This is a genomic window from Sphingosinithalassobacter tenebrarum (assembly GCF_011057975.1).
In the GTDB taxonomy this organism is placed as follows: domain Bacteria; phylum Pseudomonadota; class Alphaproteobacteria; order Sphingomonadales; family Sphingomonadaceae; genus Sphingomonas; species Sphingomonas tenebrarum.
In genome coordinates, this window is record NZ_CP049109.1 from 613,362 (window position 1) to 632,045 (window position 18,684).

Annotated in this window: 9 protein-coding genes; 7 read left to right on the forward strand and 2 right to left on the reverse strand. The window is 66.4% G+C overall.

All coding sequences use genetic code 11. The features are described from left to right. The first annotated feature begins 87 nt into the window (after positions 1-87). The 7 genes from G5C33_RS03120 to treY are packed head-to-tail and all read left to right on the forward strand — an operon-like array spanning position 88 to position 16,845. Complete coding sequence (locus tag G5C33_RS03120; RefSeq protein WP_206518628.1) at positions 88-3,162, forward strand: alpha-1,4-glucan--maltose-1-phosphate maltosyltransferase; 3,075 nt, start codon at positions 88-90, stop codon at positions 3,160-3,162. Next, a complete protein-coding gene (gene treS, locus G5C33_RS03125; protein ID WP_165325880.1) occupies positions 3,159-6,386 on the forward strand; it encodes a maltose alpha-D-glucosyltransferase in 3,228 nt (1,075 codons plus the stop codon). The genes G5C33_RS03120 and treS overlap by 4 nt, the downstream gene beginning before the upstream one ends. Next, positions 6,383-8,575, forward strand: coding sequence for a 1,4-alpha-glucan branching protein GlgB (glgB, locus tag G5C33_RS03130; protein WP_165325881.1), 2,193 nt, complete (start codon positions 6,383-6,385; stop codon positions 8,573-8,575). The genes treS and glgB overlap by 4 nt, the downstream gene beginning before the upstream one ends. Next, complete coding sequence (gene glgX, locus G5C33_RS03135) at positions 8,575-10,674, forward strand: glycogen debranching protein GlgX (RefSeq protein ID WP_165328680.1); 2,100 nt, start codon at positions 8,575-8,577, stop codon at positions 10,672-10,674. The genes glgB and glgX overlap by 1 nt, the downstream gene beginning before the upstream one ends. Then, complete coding sequence (gene treZ / locus G5C33_RS03140) at positions 10,671-12,371, forward strand: malto-oligosyltrehalose trehalohydrolase (RefSeq protein WP_165325882.1); 1,701 nt, start codon at positions 10,671-10,673, stop codon at positions 12,369-12,371. The genes glgX and treZ overlap by 4 nt, the downstream gene beginning before the upstream one ends. Further along, a complete protein-coding gene (gene malQ / locus G5C33_RS03145) occupies positions 12,368-14,377 on the forward strand; it encodes a 4-alpha-glucanotransferase (RefSeq protein ID WP_165325883.1) in 2,010 nt (669 codons plus the stop codon). The genes treZ and malQ overlap by 4 nt, the downstream gene beginning before the upstream one ends. After that, a complete protein-coding gene (gene treY, locus G5C33_RS03150; RefSeq protein WP_165325884.1) occupies positions 14,374-16,845 on the forward strand; it encodes a malto-oligosyltrehalose synthase in 2,472 nt (823 codons plus the stop codon). Before malQ ends, treY begins: the two co-directional genes overlap by 4 nt. A 52-nt stretch (positions 16,846-16,897) precedes the next feature. On the opposite strand, the gene G5C33_RS03155 is transcribed toward treY, so the two are convergent. Together G5C33_RS03155 and G5C33_RS03160 are read right to left on the reverse strand one after the other, a co-directional pair. Beyond that, positions 16,898-17,869: a bile acid:sodium symporter family protein gene (locus tag G5C33_RS03155; RefSeq protein ID WP_165325885.1), complete on the reverse strand. Its 972-nt coding sequence runs from the start codon at positions 17,867-17,869 to the stop codon at positions 16,898-16,900. A 135-nt stretch (positions 17,870-18,004) separates the two neighbouring features. Further along, on the reverse strand, positions 18,005-18,427 hold the full coding sequence (locus tag G5C33_RS03160) for a GlcG/HbpS family heme-binding protein (RefSeq protein ID WP_165325886.1): 423 nt from the start codon (positions 18,425-18,427) through the stop codon (positions 18,005-18,007). Positions 18,428-18,684 lie beyond the last annotated feature (257 nt).

Consider the following 18,684-nt stretch of genomic DNA (forward strand, 5'->3'; position numbering starts at 1 on the left):
GCCTTGCCTTGTCACCATTCGTTTGCCTGCCGTCGGAACGCGAGCGCAGACGGCGGGTTGTCCCTGCAAAGGAATGAGGAGCCCCAATTGTCCTTCAGCAGCTGCATCGCTTCCGCCGGCCCGGAGTTGCTTGCGGGAGTCGAGCCTGTCGCAGACGCTCTGACGCGTGCGAAGGACGCGGGGTTCGAGTCCTTGCTCTGGCGGCCAGAGACGCTGCTCCACGGCAGCGGCGATATCGTGCCGACGCCGCTGGCCGAAGCGGTCGGGAAAATCGGATTGCGGCTGCTGGTCGAGACTGACCCGGCGCGTTTTCCGCTCGAACATCCGCTCGTCGAAAAACAACCGGCGCTGTTTTCAGTACGCCGGACGGCTGATCGCGCCGCCGTGGTCGATCCGCGCAGACCGCGCCCAGCGCATGGCGAGGCGCGCGCGCGGATGCAGGCACCCGAAGCCGCGACGACAATCGCCCCGGCCATTGCCGATGCCCTGGCCGCGCTGACCGAACTCGGCGTCGCGGGCTTCCGTTTCGATCAGGCGAGCCGGTTCGGCATCGCGCCACTGCGCGATCTGGTCGCGGCGATGCGCCAACGTCTGCCCGATGCGCAGCTGCTCGCGGGGCAGCCCGGACTGACGCGGCCTGACGCGCTCGCACTCGAAGGTTGCGGGCTCGACGCGCTGGTCTCGTCCTTCGACTGGTGGGATCTCCACGCGCCCTGGCTGGTCGAGGAATGGAGCGAGCTGCGCCATGTCGCGCCGCTGCTCGCCGAATTGCGCGATGCGCCACTCGACGCCGACGATCCGGTCGCGCTCGACCGGCGCATGCTCGCGGCGGCGGCGACCGGGCGGGGGCTGATCCTGCCGCTCGAGATGATCGAGGCGCGGCCCGAAACGGCGGCGCGCGCTGCGGCGCTTGCCCGCGAGACGCAGGCGCTGGGGGGCGAGATGCGGCAAGTGACCGGACCCGGCGCGCCGGTGACCGCGCTGCTGCGCACCGCTGCGCCCGATATGCGCTGTGCCGATGCGGCGAGCATCCTGCTGATCAATCGCGGCGCGCAGCCGGTAGCGGCGCCCGACGCATCGGGCCTGCTCGCAAGCGTGGGCGAGGCGCTGTGTTTCGATGACGCCAAGCGCGCCGAGGCGCCGCTGGCGGGCGGCGAAGTGCGTATGCTCGACCTCAAGCGCGCCAAACCGGTGTTGCTGCGCCGTAAGGATCGCGTCGATCGCGCAGTCGAGGCACCGCGGCTGGTGGTCGAGGAGATGACGCCGCGCGTCGACGGCGGCGATTTTCCGGTGAAGTGCGTCACCGGCGAGCAGCTCACGGTCGAAGCCAAAATCTATGCCGATGGGCATGAACAGCTCGCCGCCGAATTGCTGTGGCGCCCCGCCGACGCCAAGAAATGGACCGCGGTGAGGATGGAGCAGCTGCCCAATGACGGCTGGCGCGCGGCATTCCGCCCCGAACGGCTCGGGCGGCACGAATTTACCGTGCAGGGCTGGCTCGACCGGTTCGGCGGCTTTCGGCGCGATTTCGGCAAGAAACTCGACGCGGGCGTTGCGCTGGCGGTCGATTATGCCGAGGGCCGCGTGCTGGTCGAGCGCGCGCGCGACCGTTCGAGCGGCAAGCTGCGCGACACGCTGGGCAAATGGGCCGAGCGGCTCGCGGGCGACAACGATGCCGATGCGTTGCTTTCGCCCGAACTTGCTGCCGCGATGGATGCCGCCGACGATCGCCCGCACCTGCTCGCCGGGCCGGTGCAGTTGCTCGACGCCGAGCGGCTGCAGGCGCGGTTTTCGAGCTGGTACGAGCTCTTCCCGCGCTCGCAGACCGACGATCCCGCGCGCCACGGCACGTTCGCCGATGTCGAAAAGCGGCTGCCGCAGATCCGCGCGATGGGGTTCGACACGCTCTATTTCCCGCCGATCCACCCGATCGGCCGTACCCATCGCAAGGGGCCGAACAACAGCCTGACCGCGGGGCCGGACGATCCCGGCAGCCCCTATGCGATCGGCAGCAAGGACGGCGGCCATACCGCGCTCCACCCCGAACTCGGCAGTTTCGATGATTTCGCCCGGCTGATCGCGGCCGCGCGCGAGCATGAGCTAGAAATCGCGCTCGACTTCGCGATCCAGTGTTCGCCCGACCATCCCTGGCTCAAGGAACATCCCGGCTGGTTCGACTGGCGGCCCGACGGCTCGATCAAATATGCCGAGAACCCGCCCAAGAAATATCAGGATATCGTCAACGTCGATTTCTACCAGCCCGACGCGCTGCCTGACTTGTGGGTGGCGCTGCGCGACGCGGTGCTGTTCTGGATCGACAAGGGCGTGAAGGTGTTCCGCGTCGATAATCCGCACACCAAGCCGCTGCCCTTCTGGGAATGGATGATCGCCGATATCCGCGCGCGCCATCCCGATGCGATCTTCCTCGCCGAAGCCTTTACCCGCCCGGCGATGATGTACCGCCTCGCCAAGATCGGCTTTTCGCAAAGCTATACCTATTTCACCTGGCGCGACCACAAGGGCGAGCTGACCGACTATCTGACCGAGCTGACAACGCAGGCGCCGAAGGATTTCTATCGCCCGCATTTCTTCGTCAACACGCCCGACATCAATCCGAAATTCCTCCAGACGTCGGGCCGTCCCGGCTTCCGCATTCGCGCGGTGCTTGCGGCGACGCTATCGGGGCTGTTCGGCGTCTATTCGGGGTTCGAACTGTGCGAAGCCGCGCCCGTGCCGGGCAAGGAGGAATATCTCGATTCGGAGAAATACGAAGTCAAACCGCGCGATTGGCAGGCGCCGGGCAACATCGTCGCCGACATCACGCTGCTGAACCGGCTGCGCCGCGCCTATCCGGCGCTGCAGACGCATCTCAATACCCGCTTCCTCGTCGCGCATGACGAGGCGATCCTTTATTATGCCAAGCCCTCGCCCGACGGTGCGGACATGATCCTGGTGATGGTCAGCCTCGATCCGCACCATGCGCGCGAGGCCGATTTCGAAGTGCCGCTCTGGGAATTCGGGCTCGCCGACCATGAATCGATCGGCGTGGAGGATCTCGTCTCGGGCGATCGTTTCGCCTGGCACGGCAAGATGCAGCATGTCCGGCTGACGCCCGACCACCCCTATCACATCTGGCGCATCGCGCCGGGAGCGGCGGCATGAGCGACTCCGAAGGCGACCTGCTCTGGTACAAGGATGCCGTGGTCTATCAGCTCCACGTCAAATCCTTCTTCGACGCCAATAATGACGGGATCGGCGACTTTGCCGGGCTGATGGCGAAGCTCGACTATATCGCCGATCTCGGCGTTACGGCGATCTGGCTGCTTCCCTTCTATCCCAGCCCGCGCAAGGACGACGGATACGACATCGCCGAATATCGCGAAGTCAGCGAGGATTACGGCACGCTCGACGATCTGCGCGCATTCATCGACGCGGCGCATGAGCGGAACATTCGCGTCATCACCGAGCTGGTGATCAATCACACCTCGGACCAGCATCCCTGGTTCCAGGCCGCGCGCCGCGCGCCGCCGGGATCGCCCGAGCGCGACTTCTATGTCTGGTCGGACGATGACAAGCTCTATTCGGGCACGCGGATCATTTTCTGCGACACCGAAAAATCGAACTGGACGTGGGACGAAGAGGCGCAGGCCTATTTCTGGCATCGTTTCTACAGCCACCAGCCCGACCTCAATTTCGACAATCCCAAGGTGCTCGAGGAAGTGCTGTCGATCATGCATTTCTGGCTCGATGCCGGGGTCGACGGGCTGCGGCTCGACGCCATCCCCTATCTGATCGAGCGCGACGGGACGTCGAACGAGAACTTGCCCGAGACGCATGCGGTGCTGAAGAAGATCCGCGCCGATCTCGACGCGCATTATCCCGATCGGATGCTGCTCGCCGAGGCCAATATGTGGCCCGAGGATACCGAGCAATATTTCGGCGCCAGGCGCGCGGACGGCACCGGCGACGAATGCCATATGGCGTTCCACTTCCCGCTGATGCCGCGCATGTACATGGCGGTGGCGCAGGAGGATCGCTTTCCGATCACCGACATCATGCGCCAGACGCCGCCGATCCCGGACGACTGCCAATGGGCGATTTTCCTGCGCAACCATGACGAGTTGACGCTCGAAATGGTGACCGATGCCGAACGCGACTATCTGTGGAGCACCTATGCCGCCGACAAGCGCGCGCGGATCAACCTGGGCATTCGCCGCCGCCTCGCGCCGCTGATGGAGCGCGACCGGCGGCGGATCGAACTGATGCATGCGCTGCTGCTCACCATGCCGGGAACGCCCGTCCTCTATTATGGCGACGAGATCGGGATGGGGGACAATGTCTTCCTCGGCGATCGCGATGGCGTCCGCACGCCGATGCAATGGTCGTCGGACCGAAACGGCGGCTTTTCGCGTGCCGATCCGGCGGGCCTCACGCTGCCGCCGATCATGGACCCGTTGTTCGGCTATGAAGCGGTCAATGTCGAGGCGCAGGAGCGCGACCGCTATTCGATCCTCAACTGGCTCAAGCGCATGCTCGCGGTGCGCGGCGAATATCGCGCCTTCGGGCGCGGCGGGCAGCGCTTCCTGCGGCCCGCCAACCGCAAGATCCTCGCCTATCTGCGCGAATATGAGGACGAGACGGTGCTGTGCGTCGCCAATCTTTCGCGCACCGCGCAGGCAGTCGAGCTCGACCTGCATGAATTCGAGGGGCGCACTCCGGTCGAGCTGACCGGCGGCACGCCCTTCCCCGAAATCGGCCAGCTTCCCTATCTGCTGACGCTGCCGCCGTTCGGCTTCCTGCTCTTCTCGCTGTCGCAGAGCGAAACCGCGCCGCACTGGTCGACCGCCGCGCCGGCGGTGGAAGTCGAGCGCTATACCTTCGTGCTGCGCCCGGCACTGCTCGGCGTGACGCAGGGCGAGGACGCGCGCGTTCTGACGCAGGACATGCTGCCCGGCTATGTCGCGCAGCGCCGCTGGTTCGGGGCGAAGGACGAGACGATCCGCTCGGTGAATTTCGTGCGCGCGGTGCCGATGCCCGAAGTCGAGGACCTGGTCTTCACCACGATCGACGTCACGACCGACAAGGGCACCGCCACCTATACCCTGCCGCTCGGCATCTCGTGGGAAGGCGAGCTTTCCGGCCCCTATGCGGCGAACCTCGCGCTCGCCCGGGTGCGGCGCAATCGCTATGTCGGGCTGCTGACCGACGGCTTCGCGGTGGGCAGTTTCGCCTCGTCGGTGATCGGCGCGCTCCGCCGCGACGCGACCGTCGAATTCGACGGCGGGCGGCTGCGTTTCACCGGCACGCCCGATCTCGATGTCGGCCCCGAAGCCGAGCCCGAATGGCTTTCGGCCGAACAGTCGAACAGCACGATGGTGCTCGAACAGCGTGCGGTGCTGAAGCTGCTGCGCAAGCTCCAGCCTGGCGTCCATCCCGATGCCGAGATGGTGCGCTATCTGACGACCGGCGGCTTTGCGAACACGCCCGAAATTCTCGGCGAGGTCTGGCTCGAGGAAGGTGACCGGCACAGCCTCGTCATGCTCGTCCAGCGCTTCGTTTATAATCAGGGCGACGGCTGGGCCTGGACGCTGGGCATGCTCGAACGCGTGGCGAGCGACGCGCATCCCAATATCGGCGACGCGCTGACCAATTACCGCAATTTCGCGTGCAATCTCGGCAGCCGTCTTGCCGAGGCGCACGCCATCCTCGCGCGCGACACCTATGATCCTGCCTTTGCGCCAGAACCGACCGATCTTGGCACAGCCGACCGGCTTTCGGGGCGTGTCGAGGGGCAGTTCGACAAGGCGCTCGGCCTGCTGCGCGGGCTCGATCTGCCGACCGAAGTCGGGCGCACTCAGGCGGCGTTCCTGCTCAACAACCGCCAGGCGATCATGGACCGCATCAAGGCGACCGCGCGAAAGGCCGAAGGCTGCACGCGCACGCGCATTCACGGCGACCTGCATCTGGGGCAGGTGCTCGTCACCGGCAGCGACGTGATGCTGATCGATTTCGAAGGCGAACCCGCCAAGTCGCTCGACGAGCGCCGGGCGAAGGACCTGCCGGTGCGCGACGTTGCCGGCGTGCTGCGTTCGTTCGACTATGCCGCCGCCGTCGCCGAGCGCAATCGTCCTGCCGCCGCGAACAGCGAGGAAGCGCGCGCCGACTTGCTCTATCCCGAATTCCGCGAGTGTGCCGTCACCGCGTTCCTCGAAGGCTATTACGGCGCCGACGGCGCGCCCTCCGATCCGCTGCTCGGCCTCTTCCTGCTCGAAAAGGCGGCGTATGAACTCACCTATGAGGCGGCGAACCGGCCCGACTGGGTCGAAGTGCCGATCGCGGGGCTCGCGCGCGCCGCCGAACATTTGCTCGAAGGAGGCGCTCCATGACCGCGCCCGACATGAAAGCAGCCGCCGCAGCGCTCGATGCCGGGCGGCAAGACGATCCCTTCGGCCTGCTCGGCCCGCACGGCAGCGGCGACGATCGCCTCGTCCGCACCTATCAGCCGGGCGCCGAGGGGGTGACCTTGCTCGCGCCCGACGGTAGCGAAATCGGCGCGATGGAACAGGTCGCGCCGGGGCTGTTCGTGGGCTCGCTTCCGTCAGACAGCGGCTATCGCTTGCGCATCGCCTGGCCGGGCGGCGGCGCATGGGACACCGAGGACCCGTACAGTTTCGGCACGATCGTCGGCGATCTCGACCTGCATCTGTTCAGCGAAGGGCGCCACTGGAATCTCGCCGAAGCGATGGGCGCGCATCCGCGCACGATCGACGGTGTCGAAGGTGTCGCCTTTTCGGTCTGGGCGCCCAATGCGCGCCGCGTTTCCGTCGTCGGCGAATTCAACAGTTGGGACGGGCGCCGCCTTCCGATGCGCCGCCGCCATGATGCGGGGGTGTGGGAATTGTTCGTGCCGCGGATCGGCCCGGGCGCCTCGTACAAATTCGAAATCGCCGGCGCCGACGGCAGCGTGATCCAGAAAGCCGACCCGCTCGCGCGTCAGACCGAGGAGCCGCCCGCGACAGCCTCGATCGTCGCGCCCGCTTCGCAGTTCGAATGGACCGATGCCGACTGGATGGCCGAACGCGGCGCGCGGCAGGCGAGCGACGCGCCGATGGCGATCTACGAAATCCATGCCGGTTCGTGGCTGCGCCCGGAAGGCGATCCGATGGGCCATTTCGGCTGGCGCGATCTCGCCGAGCGGCTGATCCCCTATGTCGCGGATATGGGCTTCACGCATGTCGAGCTGATGCCGATCATGGAGCACCCCTTTGGCGGTTCCTGGGGCTATCAGCCGCTGTCGCAATTCGCGCCCTCGGCGCGGTTCGGCACGCCCGAGGGCTTCGCCGCATTCGTCGATGCGTGCCATCGCGCCGGGATCGGCGTCATCCTCGACTGGGTGCCAGCGCATTTCCCGACCGATCCGCACGGGCTCGCGCATTTTGACGGCACGCATCTTTATGAACATGCCGATCCGCGCGAAGGCTTCCATCAGGACTGGAACACGCTGATCTACAATCTCGGACGGCGTGAGGTTTCGGGGTTTCTGCTCGCCTCCGCCTTATGGTGGCTCGAAACCTATCATGTCGACGGGCTGCGCGTGGATGCGGTCGCGTCGATGCTCTATCGCGATTACAGCCGCGAGGCAGACCAGTGGGTGCCCAATAAATATGGCGGGCGCGAGAATCTCGAAAGCGTCGACTTCCTCAAGGCAATGAACGGTATCATCGCCGAACGCTGCCCCGGCGCAGTGACGATCGCCGAGGAATCGACTGCCTGGCCCGGCGTGTCGGCGCCGCTCGATCAGGACGGGCTCGGCTTCAGCTACAAATGGAATATGGGCTGGATGCACGACACGCTCCAATATGTGGAGCGTGATCCGCTGTACCGCCGCTGGCATCACAACGAGCTGACCTTCGGGCTGGTCTATGCCTTTTCCGAGCGGTTCGTGCTGCCGATCAGCCATGACGAAGTGGTGCACGGCAAGGGATCGCTGATCGGCAAGATGCCGGGCGACCGCTGGCGCAAATTCGCCAATCTGCGTGCCTATCTGAGCTTCATGTGGACGCATCCGGGCAAGAAGCTGCTCTTCATGGGCAGCGAGCTTGCGCAGGAAAGCGAGTGGAATCACGATGCGCAGGTCCCTTGGGAGTTGCTCGAACAGCCCGAACATGCCGGGGTCCAGCGAATGCTGCGCGACCTCAATGCGCTCTATTCCGCCGAGCCGGCGCTGCATGCGCGCGATTGCGAGCCTTCGGGATTTTCCTGGATCGAAGGCGGCGACGCCGAACGCAGCGTCTTCGCCTATGCCCGTTTCGGCGGCGACGGCCCGCCGGTCGTGATCCTGCTCAATATGAGCCCCGAGCCGCAACATGGCTATCGCGTCGGCATGCCGCGCGCCGGGCAGTGGCGCGAGGTCTTCAACAGCGATGCCGAAGGATATGGCGGCGGCAATATCGGCAATGGCGGCAGTATAGACGCAGTGCCTTCACCCAGCCACGGTCAGCCCGCCAGCGCTAGCGTGGTGATTCCACCGCTTGGCGCCGTCATCCTCCGCCATGAAGGACGATCGCGCACGTGATGCCGTTGCCCGACAAGCTCGGCCCGGGCGTGCCCTATCCGCTGGGCGCCAATTTCGACGGGCTGGGCGTCAATTTCGCGGTCTTTTCGGCCAATGCCGACAAGATCGAATTGTGCCTGTTCGAACCGAGCGGGCGTCGTCAGATTGCCTGTTACGAATTGCCCGAATGGACCGACGAAGTGTGGCACGGCTATCTGCCCGATGCGCGTCCGGGGCTGCTCTACGGCTTTCGCGCGCATGGCCGGTACGAGCCGGAGAACGGGCACCGCTTCAATCCCAACAAGCTGCTGCTCGATCCCTATGCCAAGCAGCTTTCGGGCGATTTGCGCTGGGCTGATGCGCTGCACGGCTATCGCATCCGCTCGCGCCGCGCGGATTTGAGCTACGACCGTCGCGACAGCGCGCCGGCGATGCCCAAATCGGTCGTCACCGCGCATGCGTTCGACTGGTCGGGCGACATTCGTCCCAAAGTGCCCTGGCCCAAGACAGTGATCTACGAAGCGCATGTAAAGGGGCTGACCCAGCTTCTCCCCGACGTGCCGCAGCCCGAGCGCGGCACCTATGCCGCGCTGTCGCATCCGCGGGTAATCGAACATCTTCAGCGGATCGGCGTGACCACGGTCGAACTGCTGCCGATCCACGCCTTCGTCCAGGACCGGCGGCTGCAACAGGCCGGGCTCGCCAATTACTGGGGATACAACACGCTCAGCTTTTTCGCGCCCGAGCGGCGGTATCAGGCGGGCGACAGCGGCGACGAACTGCGCATCGCGATCCGGCGGCTGCATGCGGCGGGAATCGAAGTGATCCTCGACGTCGTCTACAACCATACCGCCGAAGGCAGCGAGCTGGGCACCACGCTCAATTTCCGCGGGCTCGACAATGCGACCTATTACCGGCTGGTCGAGGATAATCCGCGCTATTGCGTCAACGATACCGGCACCGGCAATACGCTCGATCTCAGCCATCCGCGCGTGCTGCAGATGGTGGCGGACAGCCTGCGCTACTGGGCCGAAAGCTATCGCGTCGACGGGTTTCGCTTCGATCTCGGCGTGACGCTGGGTCGTGACGGGCATGCGGGGTTCGATCCGCGCTCGGGCTTTTTCGACGTGCTGCGCCAGGATCCGGTGCTCAACCAGCTCAAGCTTATTTCCGAACCCTGGGACATCGGCCCGGGCGGCTATCAGCTCGGCAACCACCCCCCCGGTTTTGCCGAATGGAACGACAAGTTCCGCGACGCCACCCGCCGCTTCTGGCGCGGCGATGCGGGCATGCGCCCCGAATTCGCCAATCGCATCGCCGGATCGGCCGACCTGTTCGATCGCCGCGCGCGCCGCCCCTGGGCGAGCATCAATTTCGTCACCGCGCATGACGGCCAGCCGCTGCGCGACGTTGTGAGCTACGAACACAAGCACAACGAGGCCAATGGCGAGGATAATCGCGACGGCCATTCGGAGAATTACTCGTGCAACTGGGGCGTCGAGGGGCCGACCGACGATCCGCAAGTCAGCCAGCTGCGCGACCGGGTGGCGCGATCGATGCTGACGACGCTCTATGCCTCGCTCGGCACGCCGATGCTGCTTGGCGGCGACGAATTCGGGCGGACGCAGCAAGGCAACAACAACGCCTATTGCCAGGACAACCCGATCAGCTGGTTCGACTGGAGCCTGCTCGATAGCGATCAGGGCCATGCGATGAGCGATTTCGTCCGCCGCCTTGCCGCCGTGCGCCGCCACTATCCGCTCACCCGCGCGCAATGGTTCCTGCACGGCGACGTCGAAGTCGCGCCCGGCGTGCTCGACATCGAATGGTTCGACGAGCGCGGCCGGCACCTTACCGAGGACGACTGGCATAATCGCGAGGGCCGCGCGCTGGTGATGCGTCGTGTCCGTCGCCGCTCAAACGGCCTGCTGCAGGCCGTCACCATGTTGATGAACGCCAGCCATGTGCCGCTCGTCTTCCGCTTTCCGCCGCCGCTGCTCGACCGGAAGCTGGTAATCGACAGCGCCGATCCGCAGGCGCCCGAGCGCCAGGTTGGCGATGAAGTCGAGGTGCAGGACCGCGCGGTGATGCTGATCGTCGGGACCGATCCGGCATCGTGAGCGCGCGCTGGGGTCCGCTGCGCCGCGAGGACGGCCGCGTGCTTTTTCGGCTATGGGCGCCCGACTGTGCGGCGTTGTCGCTCGAACGCGACGGCTGCGCGCCGATCGCGATGGAGGCCGTCGGCGAGGGCTGGTTCGCGGTCGAAGCCGAGGCGCCGCCGGGAACGCGCTATCGCTTCCGCATTTCGGATACGCTGGCGGTGCCCGATCCGGCGGGCCGCGCGCAATCGGGCGGGGTGCATGGCTGGAGCGTGGTGACCGATCCCGACGCCTATGCCTGGCGCACTCCCGACTGGCGCGGGCGGCGCTGGGAAGAAACGGTGTTGATGGAAGTTCATCCCGGTATCTCGGGCGGGTTCGCGGGCGTCGCCGAGCAATTGCCGCGGCTTGCGGATCTTGGCGTCACCGCAGTCGAACTGATGCCGGTCGCGGATTTCAGCGGGACGCGCAACTGGGGCTATGATGGCGTGCTGCCGTTCGCCCCTGCCGAGGCCTATGGCACGCCCGATGACCTGAAGGCGTTGGTCGACCGGGCGCACGAACTGGGGCTCGGCATGTTTCTCGACGTGGTTTACAATCACTTCGGCCCCGACGGGAATTACCTCGGCGCCTATGCAAGCGGCTTCTTTCACCCGGAGAAGCACACGCCCTGGGGCGGCGCGGTGGCAGTCGATGTGCCCGCGGTGCGCGATTTCTTCGTCGAGAATGCGCGGATGTGGATCGGCGAATATCGTTTCGACGGACTGCGCTTCGATGCCGTGCATGCGATCGGTGACAATGACTTTCTCGACGCGATGGCGGCGAAACTGCGCAGGGCGGCGCCCGGTCGCCATCTTCATCTCGTCCTGGAAAACGAAGGCAATGATGCCGACCGGCTCGCGCCGGGCCGGTTCGACGCGCAGTGGAACGACGATTTCCACAATGTCCTCCATGTGCTGCTGACCGGCGAGCGGGAAGGCTATTACCAGGGCTTCGTGGATACGCCGACGCAGAAGCTCGCGCGCTGCCTTGGCGAAGGCTTCGTCTATCAGGGCGAAACTCCACCCGGTACCGAGCATCCGCGCGGCAAGCCGAGCGGCGGACTGCCGCCGACTGCCTTCGTCGCATTCCTTCAGAACCACGATCAGATCGGCAATCGCGCGCTGGGCGAGCGGCTGATCCTGATCACCGACACCGATAAGCTGCGCGCCGCCACTGCACTGCTGCTGCTGTGTCCGCAAATCCCGCTGCTCTTTCAGGGCGAGGAGACGGGGAGCCGCTCGCCCTTCCTCTTCTTCACCGATTTCCACGACGCGCTCGCCGATGCCGTGCGCAATGGTCGCCGCCGCGAGTTCGCGCGCTTCGCCGCTTTTGCCGATCCCGCCGCGCGCGAGCGCATCCCCGATCCCAATGCGCCCGAGACTTTCGCACGCTCGACGCCCGAACCTGGACCCGATGCCGAGGCGTGGGAGGCGCTCTATCGCCGCCTGCTCGCGCTGCGCCATGCCGAAATCGTTCCCCGGCTGCCGGGCGCCATGCCGCTCGGCGCGGAAGTGCTCGGCCCGGCGGCGGTGCACGCCCGCTGGCGGATGGGTGACGGCGCGGTGCTGCACATCGCCATCGACCTTGCCGATACGCCCGCCGCCTTGCCCGAGCCGGAAGGCGAAACGCTGTTCGAATCCGGCGATCGTTTCCGCGCCTGGATCGTTCCGGCATGAGCGCGCTGTACCAGCTCGCACATGCGGTCGGCCTCTCGATCGAATGGACCGATGCCGCCGATCGGCCGCAGCGCGTTTCCGACGATGCGCTGCGCGTGCTGCTCGACCGCCTCGGCTTTCCCGCCGACAGCGAAGTCGCGATCGGCCATAGCCGCGCCCGCGCCGAGGCGGAAGCTCATGAAGCCGCGACCTTCCTGACCGGCGACGCCGGCAGGCCCGTCGCGCTGCCCGCGGGGCTCGGCGCGGTCGACATGGCGGAATTGCAGCTCGAGGACGGTACGACCGCCCCGGTGCGCATCCTGCACGACGGCGAGCGGCGTTTCCTCTCGGCCGTCGATGTGCCGGGCTATCACCGGCTGCATATCGGCGGGCGCGCGATCGATCTCGCCATCGCCCCGCCGCGCTGCTTCACCGTCGCCGATGCGACCGGCGGCGGGCGTGCCTGGGGCGCCTCGGTGCAGATCCCTTCGCTGCGCGATGCCGGGCCGAGCGCGTTCGGCGATTTCGGCTCGCTCGCGCACGCCGCGCGCGCCTTTGCCGCGCGCGGGGCCGACGCGCTGGCGATCAGCCCGGTCCATGCGCTCTTTCCCGCCGATGCGCGCCGGTTCAGCCCTTATGCGCCTTCGTCGCGATTGTTCCTCAACGTGCTGCTCGCCGATCCGCGCGCGGTCGGCGCCGATGCCGACGGGGCCGACAGCGATGCGCTGATCGACTGGGAGCATGGGATTCCGGCGCGGATGCGCGAATTGCGGCGGGCCTTCGATACCGCCGACCAAGGCGTGCGTGATGCCGTGGCGGCCTATGCCGAGCTTGGCGGCGAAGCGCTTGAACAGCATGCGCGGTTCGATGCGCTGCATGCGCATTTCTTCGCGCGGAGCGGCGCCGCCGGCTGGCAGGACTGGCCGAGCGGATATCACGATCCCAATGGTGCGGCGGTCCAGCGCTTCGCCGCGCAGCATGACGAGGAGGTGCGCTTCTACCGCTTCCTGCAATGGCTGGCGCAGCGCAGCTTCGACGCCGCGCAGGCGGCGGCACGCGAGAGCGGGATGGGGATCGGCCTGATCGCCGATCTCGCCGTCGGGATGGACGGCGGCGGCAGCCATGCGTGGAGCCGCCGCGACGAACTGCTCACCGGCATCTCGATCGGCGCGCCGCCCGATCCGCTCGGGCCCGAGGGACAGAATTGGGGGATTACCGGCTTTTCGCCGCACGCGCTGCGGCGCACCGGTTTTGCCGGGTTTCGCGAGACGCTGCGCGCGGCGATCGCCAGCGCGGGCGGCATTCGCATCGATCATGCGCTCGGGCTGCGCCGGCTTTGGGTGATCCCCGAAGGCGCCCCGTCGAGCGAAGGCGCCTATCTCGCCATGCCGATGGATGACCTGATGCGGCTGATCGCGCTCGAATCGCATCGCGCGCGCGCGGTGGTGATCGGCGAGGATCTCGGCACCGTACCCCCCGGACTGCGGCCCGCGATGGACGAAAAGGCGATGCTCGGCATGCGCGTCCTGTGGTTCGAGCGCGACGCCAAAGGCGAATTGGCGCCGCCCGATCGCTGGTCCGCCGATGCCGCCGCAATGACGAGCACGCATGACCTGCCCACCGTCGCGGGCTGGTGGCGCGGCCGCGATCTCGACTGGGCACGCAGGCTCGGCCGCATACCGGACGATGCGGCGGAAGCCGCGGCGCGGAAGGGGCGCGGCGCGGACCGCACCAGGTTCTGGTCGGCCTTCCGCGCATCGGGCGCGGCGAGGGGCCCTGAACCGGCACCGGAGGATTCCGGCCCGGTCGCCACCGCTGCCATCGCGCATGTCGGGGGTTCCCCCTGCACACTGGCGCTGATCCCGATCGAGGATATCGGGGGACTCGAGGAACAGCCCAATCTGCCCGGCACGATTGACGAACATCCCAATTGGCGTCGTCGCATGCCCGGTCCGACCGATGAAATGCTCGACCGGCCCGAGGTGCGCGCGCGACTGACCAAGCTGAACGTCGAGAGAAAAACATGACGCCGCGCGCTACCTATCGCCTGCAATTTCATGCCGGCTTCACCTTTGCCGATGCGGAAGCGCTGGTGCCCTATCTTGCCGATCTCGGCATCAGCCATGTCTATGCCTCGCCGATCACCACCGCGCGCAGCGGATCGACGCACGGCTATGACGTGGTCGATCCCACGCGGATCAATCCCGAGCTGGGCGGCGAGGATGAATTCCGCAGCCTCGTCGCCGCGCTGCGCGAACGCGGCATGGGCATGATAATCGATATCGTTCCCAATCACATGGGCGTTTCGGGCGGCGAAAACCCCTGGTGGCAGGATGTACTCGCCAGGGGCCGGGCGAGCGCCTATGCGCGCTTTTTCGACATCGACTGGGACGACAAGATCCTGCTCCCGGTGCTCGGCACGCCCCTAGGGCGCGCGATCGAAGACAATGTCCTCGAACTGCGCGAGGAGGACGGGCGATTCGTGCTGGTCGCCTATGGTGAGCATCGCTTCCCGATCCGCGACGAGGATCAGGCGGGGCTTGTCCCCGGCCACGACCCCGAGGTCATCCTGCCGCTGCTTGAGCGCCAGCATTACCGGCTCGCCTCGTGGCGCACCGCCGACGATGATCTCAACTGGCGCCGTTTCTTCACGATCAGCGAACTGGGCGCGCTGCGTGTCGAGGACCCGGAGGTGTTCGAAGCCGCCCACGCGCTTTACTTCCGGCTTTACGGCGAAGGGCTGATCGACGGGCTGCGAGTCGACCATGTCGACGGCCTCACCGATCCGGCGCGTTATTGCCGGCGGCTGCGCGAACGGATCGATGCGATACCGCGGCCCGAATTCGCGCCGCCGGGCCCGGCCTATATCGTGGTCGAAAAGATCCTCGGGGACGGCGAGACGCTGGCTGAAGACTGGGGCGTCGACGGCACCAGCGGCTATGATTTCATGGAACAGGTCTCGGCGCTGCTCCATGATCCCGCCGGGGAGGTGCCGCTTGATACACTCTGGCGCGAAGTCAGCGGAAATGACGAGGACTTCGCGGCGGCGGAACTGACCGCGCGGCGCGAAATCCTGTCCTGGGCGTTCGAGGGTCAGCTTTCGAGCTGCGTCGACGCCTTCGCCGAACTTGCCGCCTCCGCGCCTGAGACCGACGGCATTTCGGCGGGCATGCTGCGCCGCGCGATCGAGCGGATGCTGTGGGTGTTTCCGGTCTATCGCACCTATGGCACGGGCAGCGACGCCCCGGCGAGCGATGCCCGGGTACGCGAAACAGTGCGCGAGCGTATCGCGCCCTTCGTTCCGCCCGGTGAAGCCCCGGTGTCCGATCATATCCTCGGCTGGCTGGCGGGCGAGGGCCCCGGCGATCCGGCGCTCGCGGCCGAGGCGGTGCGCCGTTTCCAGCAGCTCTCCGCGCCGATCGCGGCCAAGGCAGTCGAGGACACGGCTTTCTATCGCTATGGACGGCTGCTTTCGCGCAACGATGTCGGGTTCGATCCGGCGCGGTTTGCAATGCCGATCGCCGATTTCCACGCTGCACAGACGCAGCGCGCCGCCAGCTTCCCGCACGGCATGCTCGCCACCGCCACCCATGATCACAAGCGCGGCGAGGATGTGCGCGCCCGGCTGGCGGTGCTTTCCGAACTGCCCGATGCGTGGCACGAGCGCGTGCGTCGATGGGAAGCGCTTGCGGGCGCCAACGATGTCGACCCGGCCGACCGTTACATGCTCTGGCAGACGGTGTTCGGCGCCTGGCCCGAAGGTCTCGGCACCGGGGATCGTGATGCGCTCGCGGCGTTCGGCACCCGTGTCGCGGACTGGCAGCAAAAGGCGCTGCGCGAGGCCAAGCTGCGTTCGTCCTGGGAAGCACCCGATACCGGTTATGAGGATCGCTGCCGCGCCATGATCGCGCGGCTGCTTGATCCCGCGCAATCGAGCGAATTTCTCGCGGACATGGTGGCGTTCGTCGACCGGACCGCGCCCGCGGTCGAGGCCGATGCGCTGGTCCAGCTCGCATTGCGCAACACCGTCCCGGGTGTTCCCGACTTGTATCAGGGCGCCGAGCTGGCCGATTTCAGCTTGGTCGATCCCGACAATCGCCGTCCCGTCGACTATGCGGCGCGGCGGCAGATGCTGGCGGCGGATGCTCCGGCCGCCCCTTCGTTGGGCGGCGCCAAATTCGCGCTGCTGTGCGATCTGTTCGCGCTGCGCCGGGTGGAGGCGCCGTTGTTCGGCGATGGCGACTATCTGCCGCTCGAAACCACCGGGCCGCGCGCGCGTCATATCCTTGCCTTTGAACGGCGTAGGGAAGGGCGCTCGCTGGTCTGCGCGATGCTGCTGCATGCCGCCGACGAACTGATCGCAGCACGTGCGCCGCGCCCGCGCCCCGAATGGTGGGGCGATACGCGCATCGTCAGCGAATCGCATGGGATGGTTGCGGCAGCCGATCTGTTCGCTTGCGCGCCTGTCGCCTGGATCGCTGAGCCGCACGCCTGAACTGGCGCGGCTTGCGGATCCGACCGGCGCGCGTGTGGCGGTCAGGCCGGACTCATGTTCGCTGATCCTCGGACATCATGCGTCGCGCGATGAACGCGCAGACGATCAGCTGGATCTGGTGAAACATCATCAATGGCAGAATAACGGCGCCGACCTGCGCTGCGGGGAACAGCGCGCCTGCCATCGGTACGCCGGATGCGAGGCTCTTCTTCGAACCGCAAAAAAGCAGAACCACCGCATCTTCGCGTGACAGGCCAAGTCGGCGACCAGACCACCAGGTGATGGCGATGACCAGGGCAAGCAGGAGGCTGCAGGCGAGAAGAAGAAGCGCAAAATCGACGCCGGAGACGTGCAGCCACAGGCCTTCGATCACGGCGGCGCTGAAAGCGGTATAGACGACAAGCAGAATGGACCCGCGGTCGACGAGCGTAACCAGCTTCTTGTGACGTCCGACAAAGCCCCCGACCCACGGCCGCAGCAGATGGCCGAGCGCGAAGGGCAGGAGAAGCTGAAGCGCGATGGTGCGCAACGTACCGGCGGAAATCCCCACGTTTCCATCCGCGCCGGTCATCAGAAGCGTTACAAGCGCCGGCGTGATCACCATGCCGAGCAGGTTCGAGAAGGACGCGCTGCACACCGCGGCGGCGACATTGCCGCGCGCGATCGCGGTGAAGGCGATCGACGACTGTACCGTCGAGGGCAGCAGTGTCAGGAACAGGAGTCCCCGAGCCATCTCGGGAGAGAAGACGGGCAGCGCCGAAAGCCCGAGACCCAGAAGGGGGAAAAGGACGAAGGTGCTTGCGAGCACGGCGAGATGCAGCCGCAGGTTGCGGGCGCCCGCAACGATCGCCTCGCGTGAAAGCTTCGCGCCGTGCAGGAAGAAAAGCAGCACGATACCGGCATCGGTAAGCCATGCGAACGCGTTTGCCGCCGTGCCGCGCGCGGGGAGGAAGGTGGCCACCAGCACCGTTCCCAGCAGCGCGAGAACGAACGGTTCGAAAATGGCGAGCAGACGGCGAAGCATATGGCTGGGTCCAGGATCGAGGCGGACGGTTTCGGCAAGCACGGCCTCGAACGGGTGTTGCTTGGCGCATCAGGAAGGTCGCCGGCCGGGCCTTGCCGGTTCGGCGCCTTTCCGACAGTTCGGCGGGGCGGACGCTCAGTCGAGCGCGGCAAGCCCTGCCTGTGCAACGACCATGTCCTGTTCGTAGTGGCCGCCACTGACGCCGATCCCGCCGATTACGGCGCCGTCCAGGGTCAAGGTGTAGCCGCCCCCGAAAACCGTTAGACGCGGCGTTTTGATGATACCGTGCAGCAAAGGCGGATCGTCCTTGATGAACTCGAACCATGCATCGGTGGACATGCCGAAGGAAACGGCGGTGTAGGCCTTGTCCTGCGCGATTTCGACGCTCAGCATAGCCGCGCCGTCCATACGGGAAAACGCCTTGAGTACCCCGGATTCATCGACGATGGCGATGACCATCGGCGTGCCGATTTCGGTCGCCTTGGCTTCCGCTGCACGAAGGACATCGGCTGCCAGCGCGGCGGAGATGGAGGACTTTGTGATCGTTTTGGCACTCATGGCTATCGCGTTCCCCTTCGAGGTGCATCGCTCGGCGCCGAACAGGGCCCCGGATCGGTTCGGGGGCATGGCGACGCTACGGCCTTGCGGACTCCCGGGCGGGGCGGAGAGTCGGGCGGAGGGCGCGGCCTTCCGATCCCCGCTCGGGTTCGGACAAACGCTGTTTAGCCGTTTCCATGTAAATGTCTATACATAATTCATGGGCGACACGAGAAGATTCGCCCCGCTTTCGGCACGCGGCCACAGCGAAGCCCCGT

Excerpts from the sequence above, each read along its gene's own strand:
- treS (WP_165325880.1), top strand. The coding sequence starts at position 3,159 with ATGAGCGACTCCGAAGGCGACCTGCTCTGGTACAAGGATGCCGTGGTC.
- glgB (WP_165325881.1), top strand. The coding sequence starts at position 6,383 with ATGACCGCGCCCGACATGAAAGCAGCCGCCGCAGCGCTCGATGCCGGG.
- glgX (WP_165328680.1), top strand. The coding sequence starts at position 8,575 with ATGCCGTTGCCCGACAAGCTCGGCCCGGGCGTGCCCTATCCGCTGGGC.
- malQ (WP_165325883.1), top strand. The coding sequence starts at position 12,368 with ATGAGCGCGCTGTACCAGCTCGCACATGCGGTCGGCCTCTCGATCGAA.
- treY (WP_165325884.1), top strand. The coding sequence starts at position 14,374 with ATGACGCCGCGCGCTACCTATCGCCTGCAATTTCATGCCGGCTTCACC.
- G5C33_RS03155 (WP_165325885.1), bottom strand. The coding sequence starts at position 17,869 with ATGCTTCGCCGTCTGCTCGCCATTTTCGAACCGTTCGTTCTCGCGCTG.
- G5C33_RS03160 (WP_165325886.1), bottom strand. The coding sequence starts at position 18,427 with ATGAGTGCCAAAACGATCACAAAGTCCTCCATCTCCGCCGCGCTGGCA.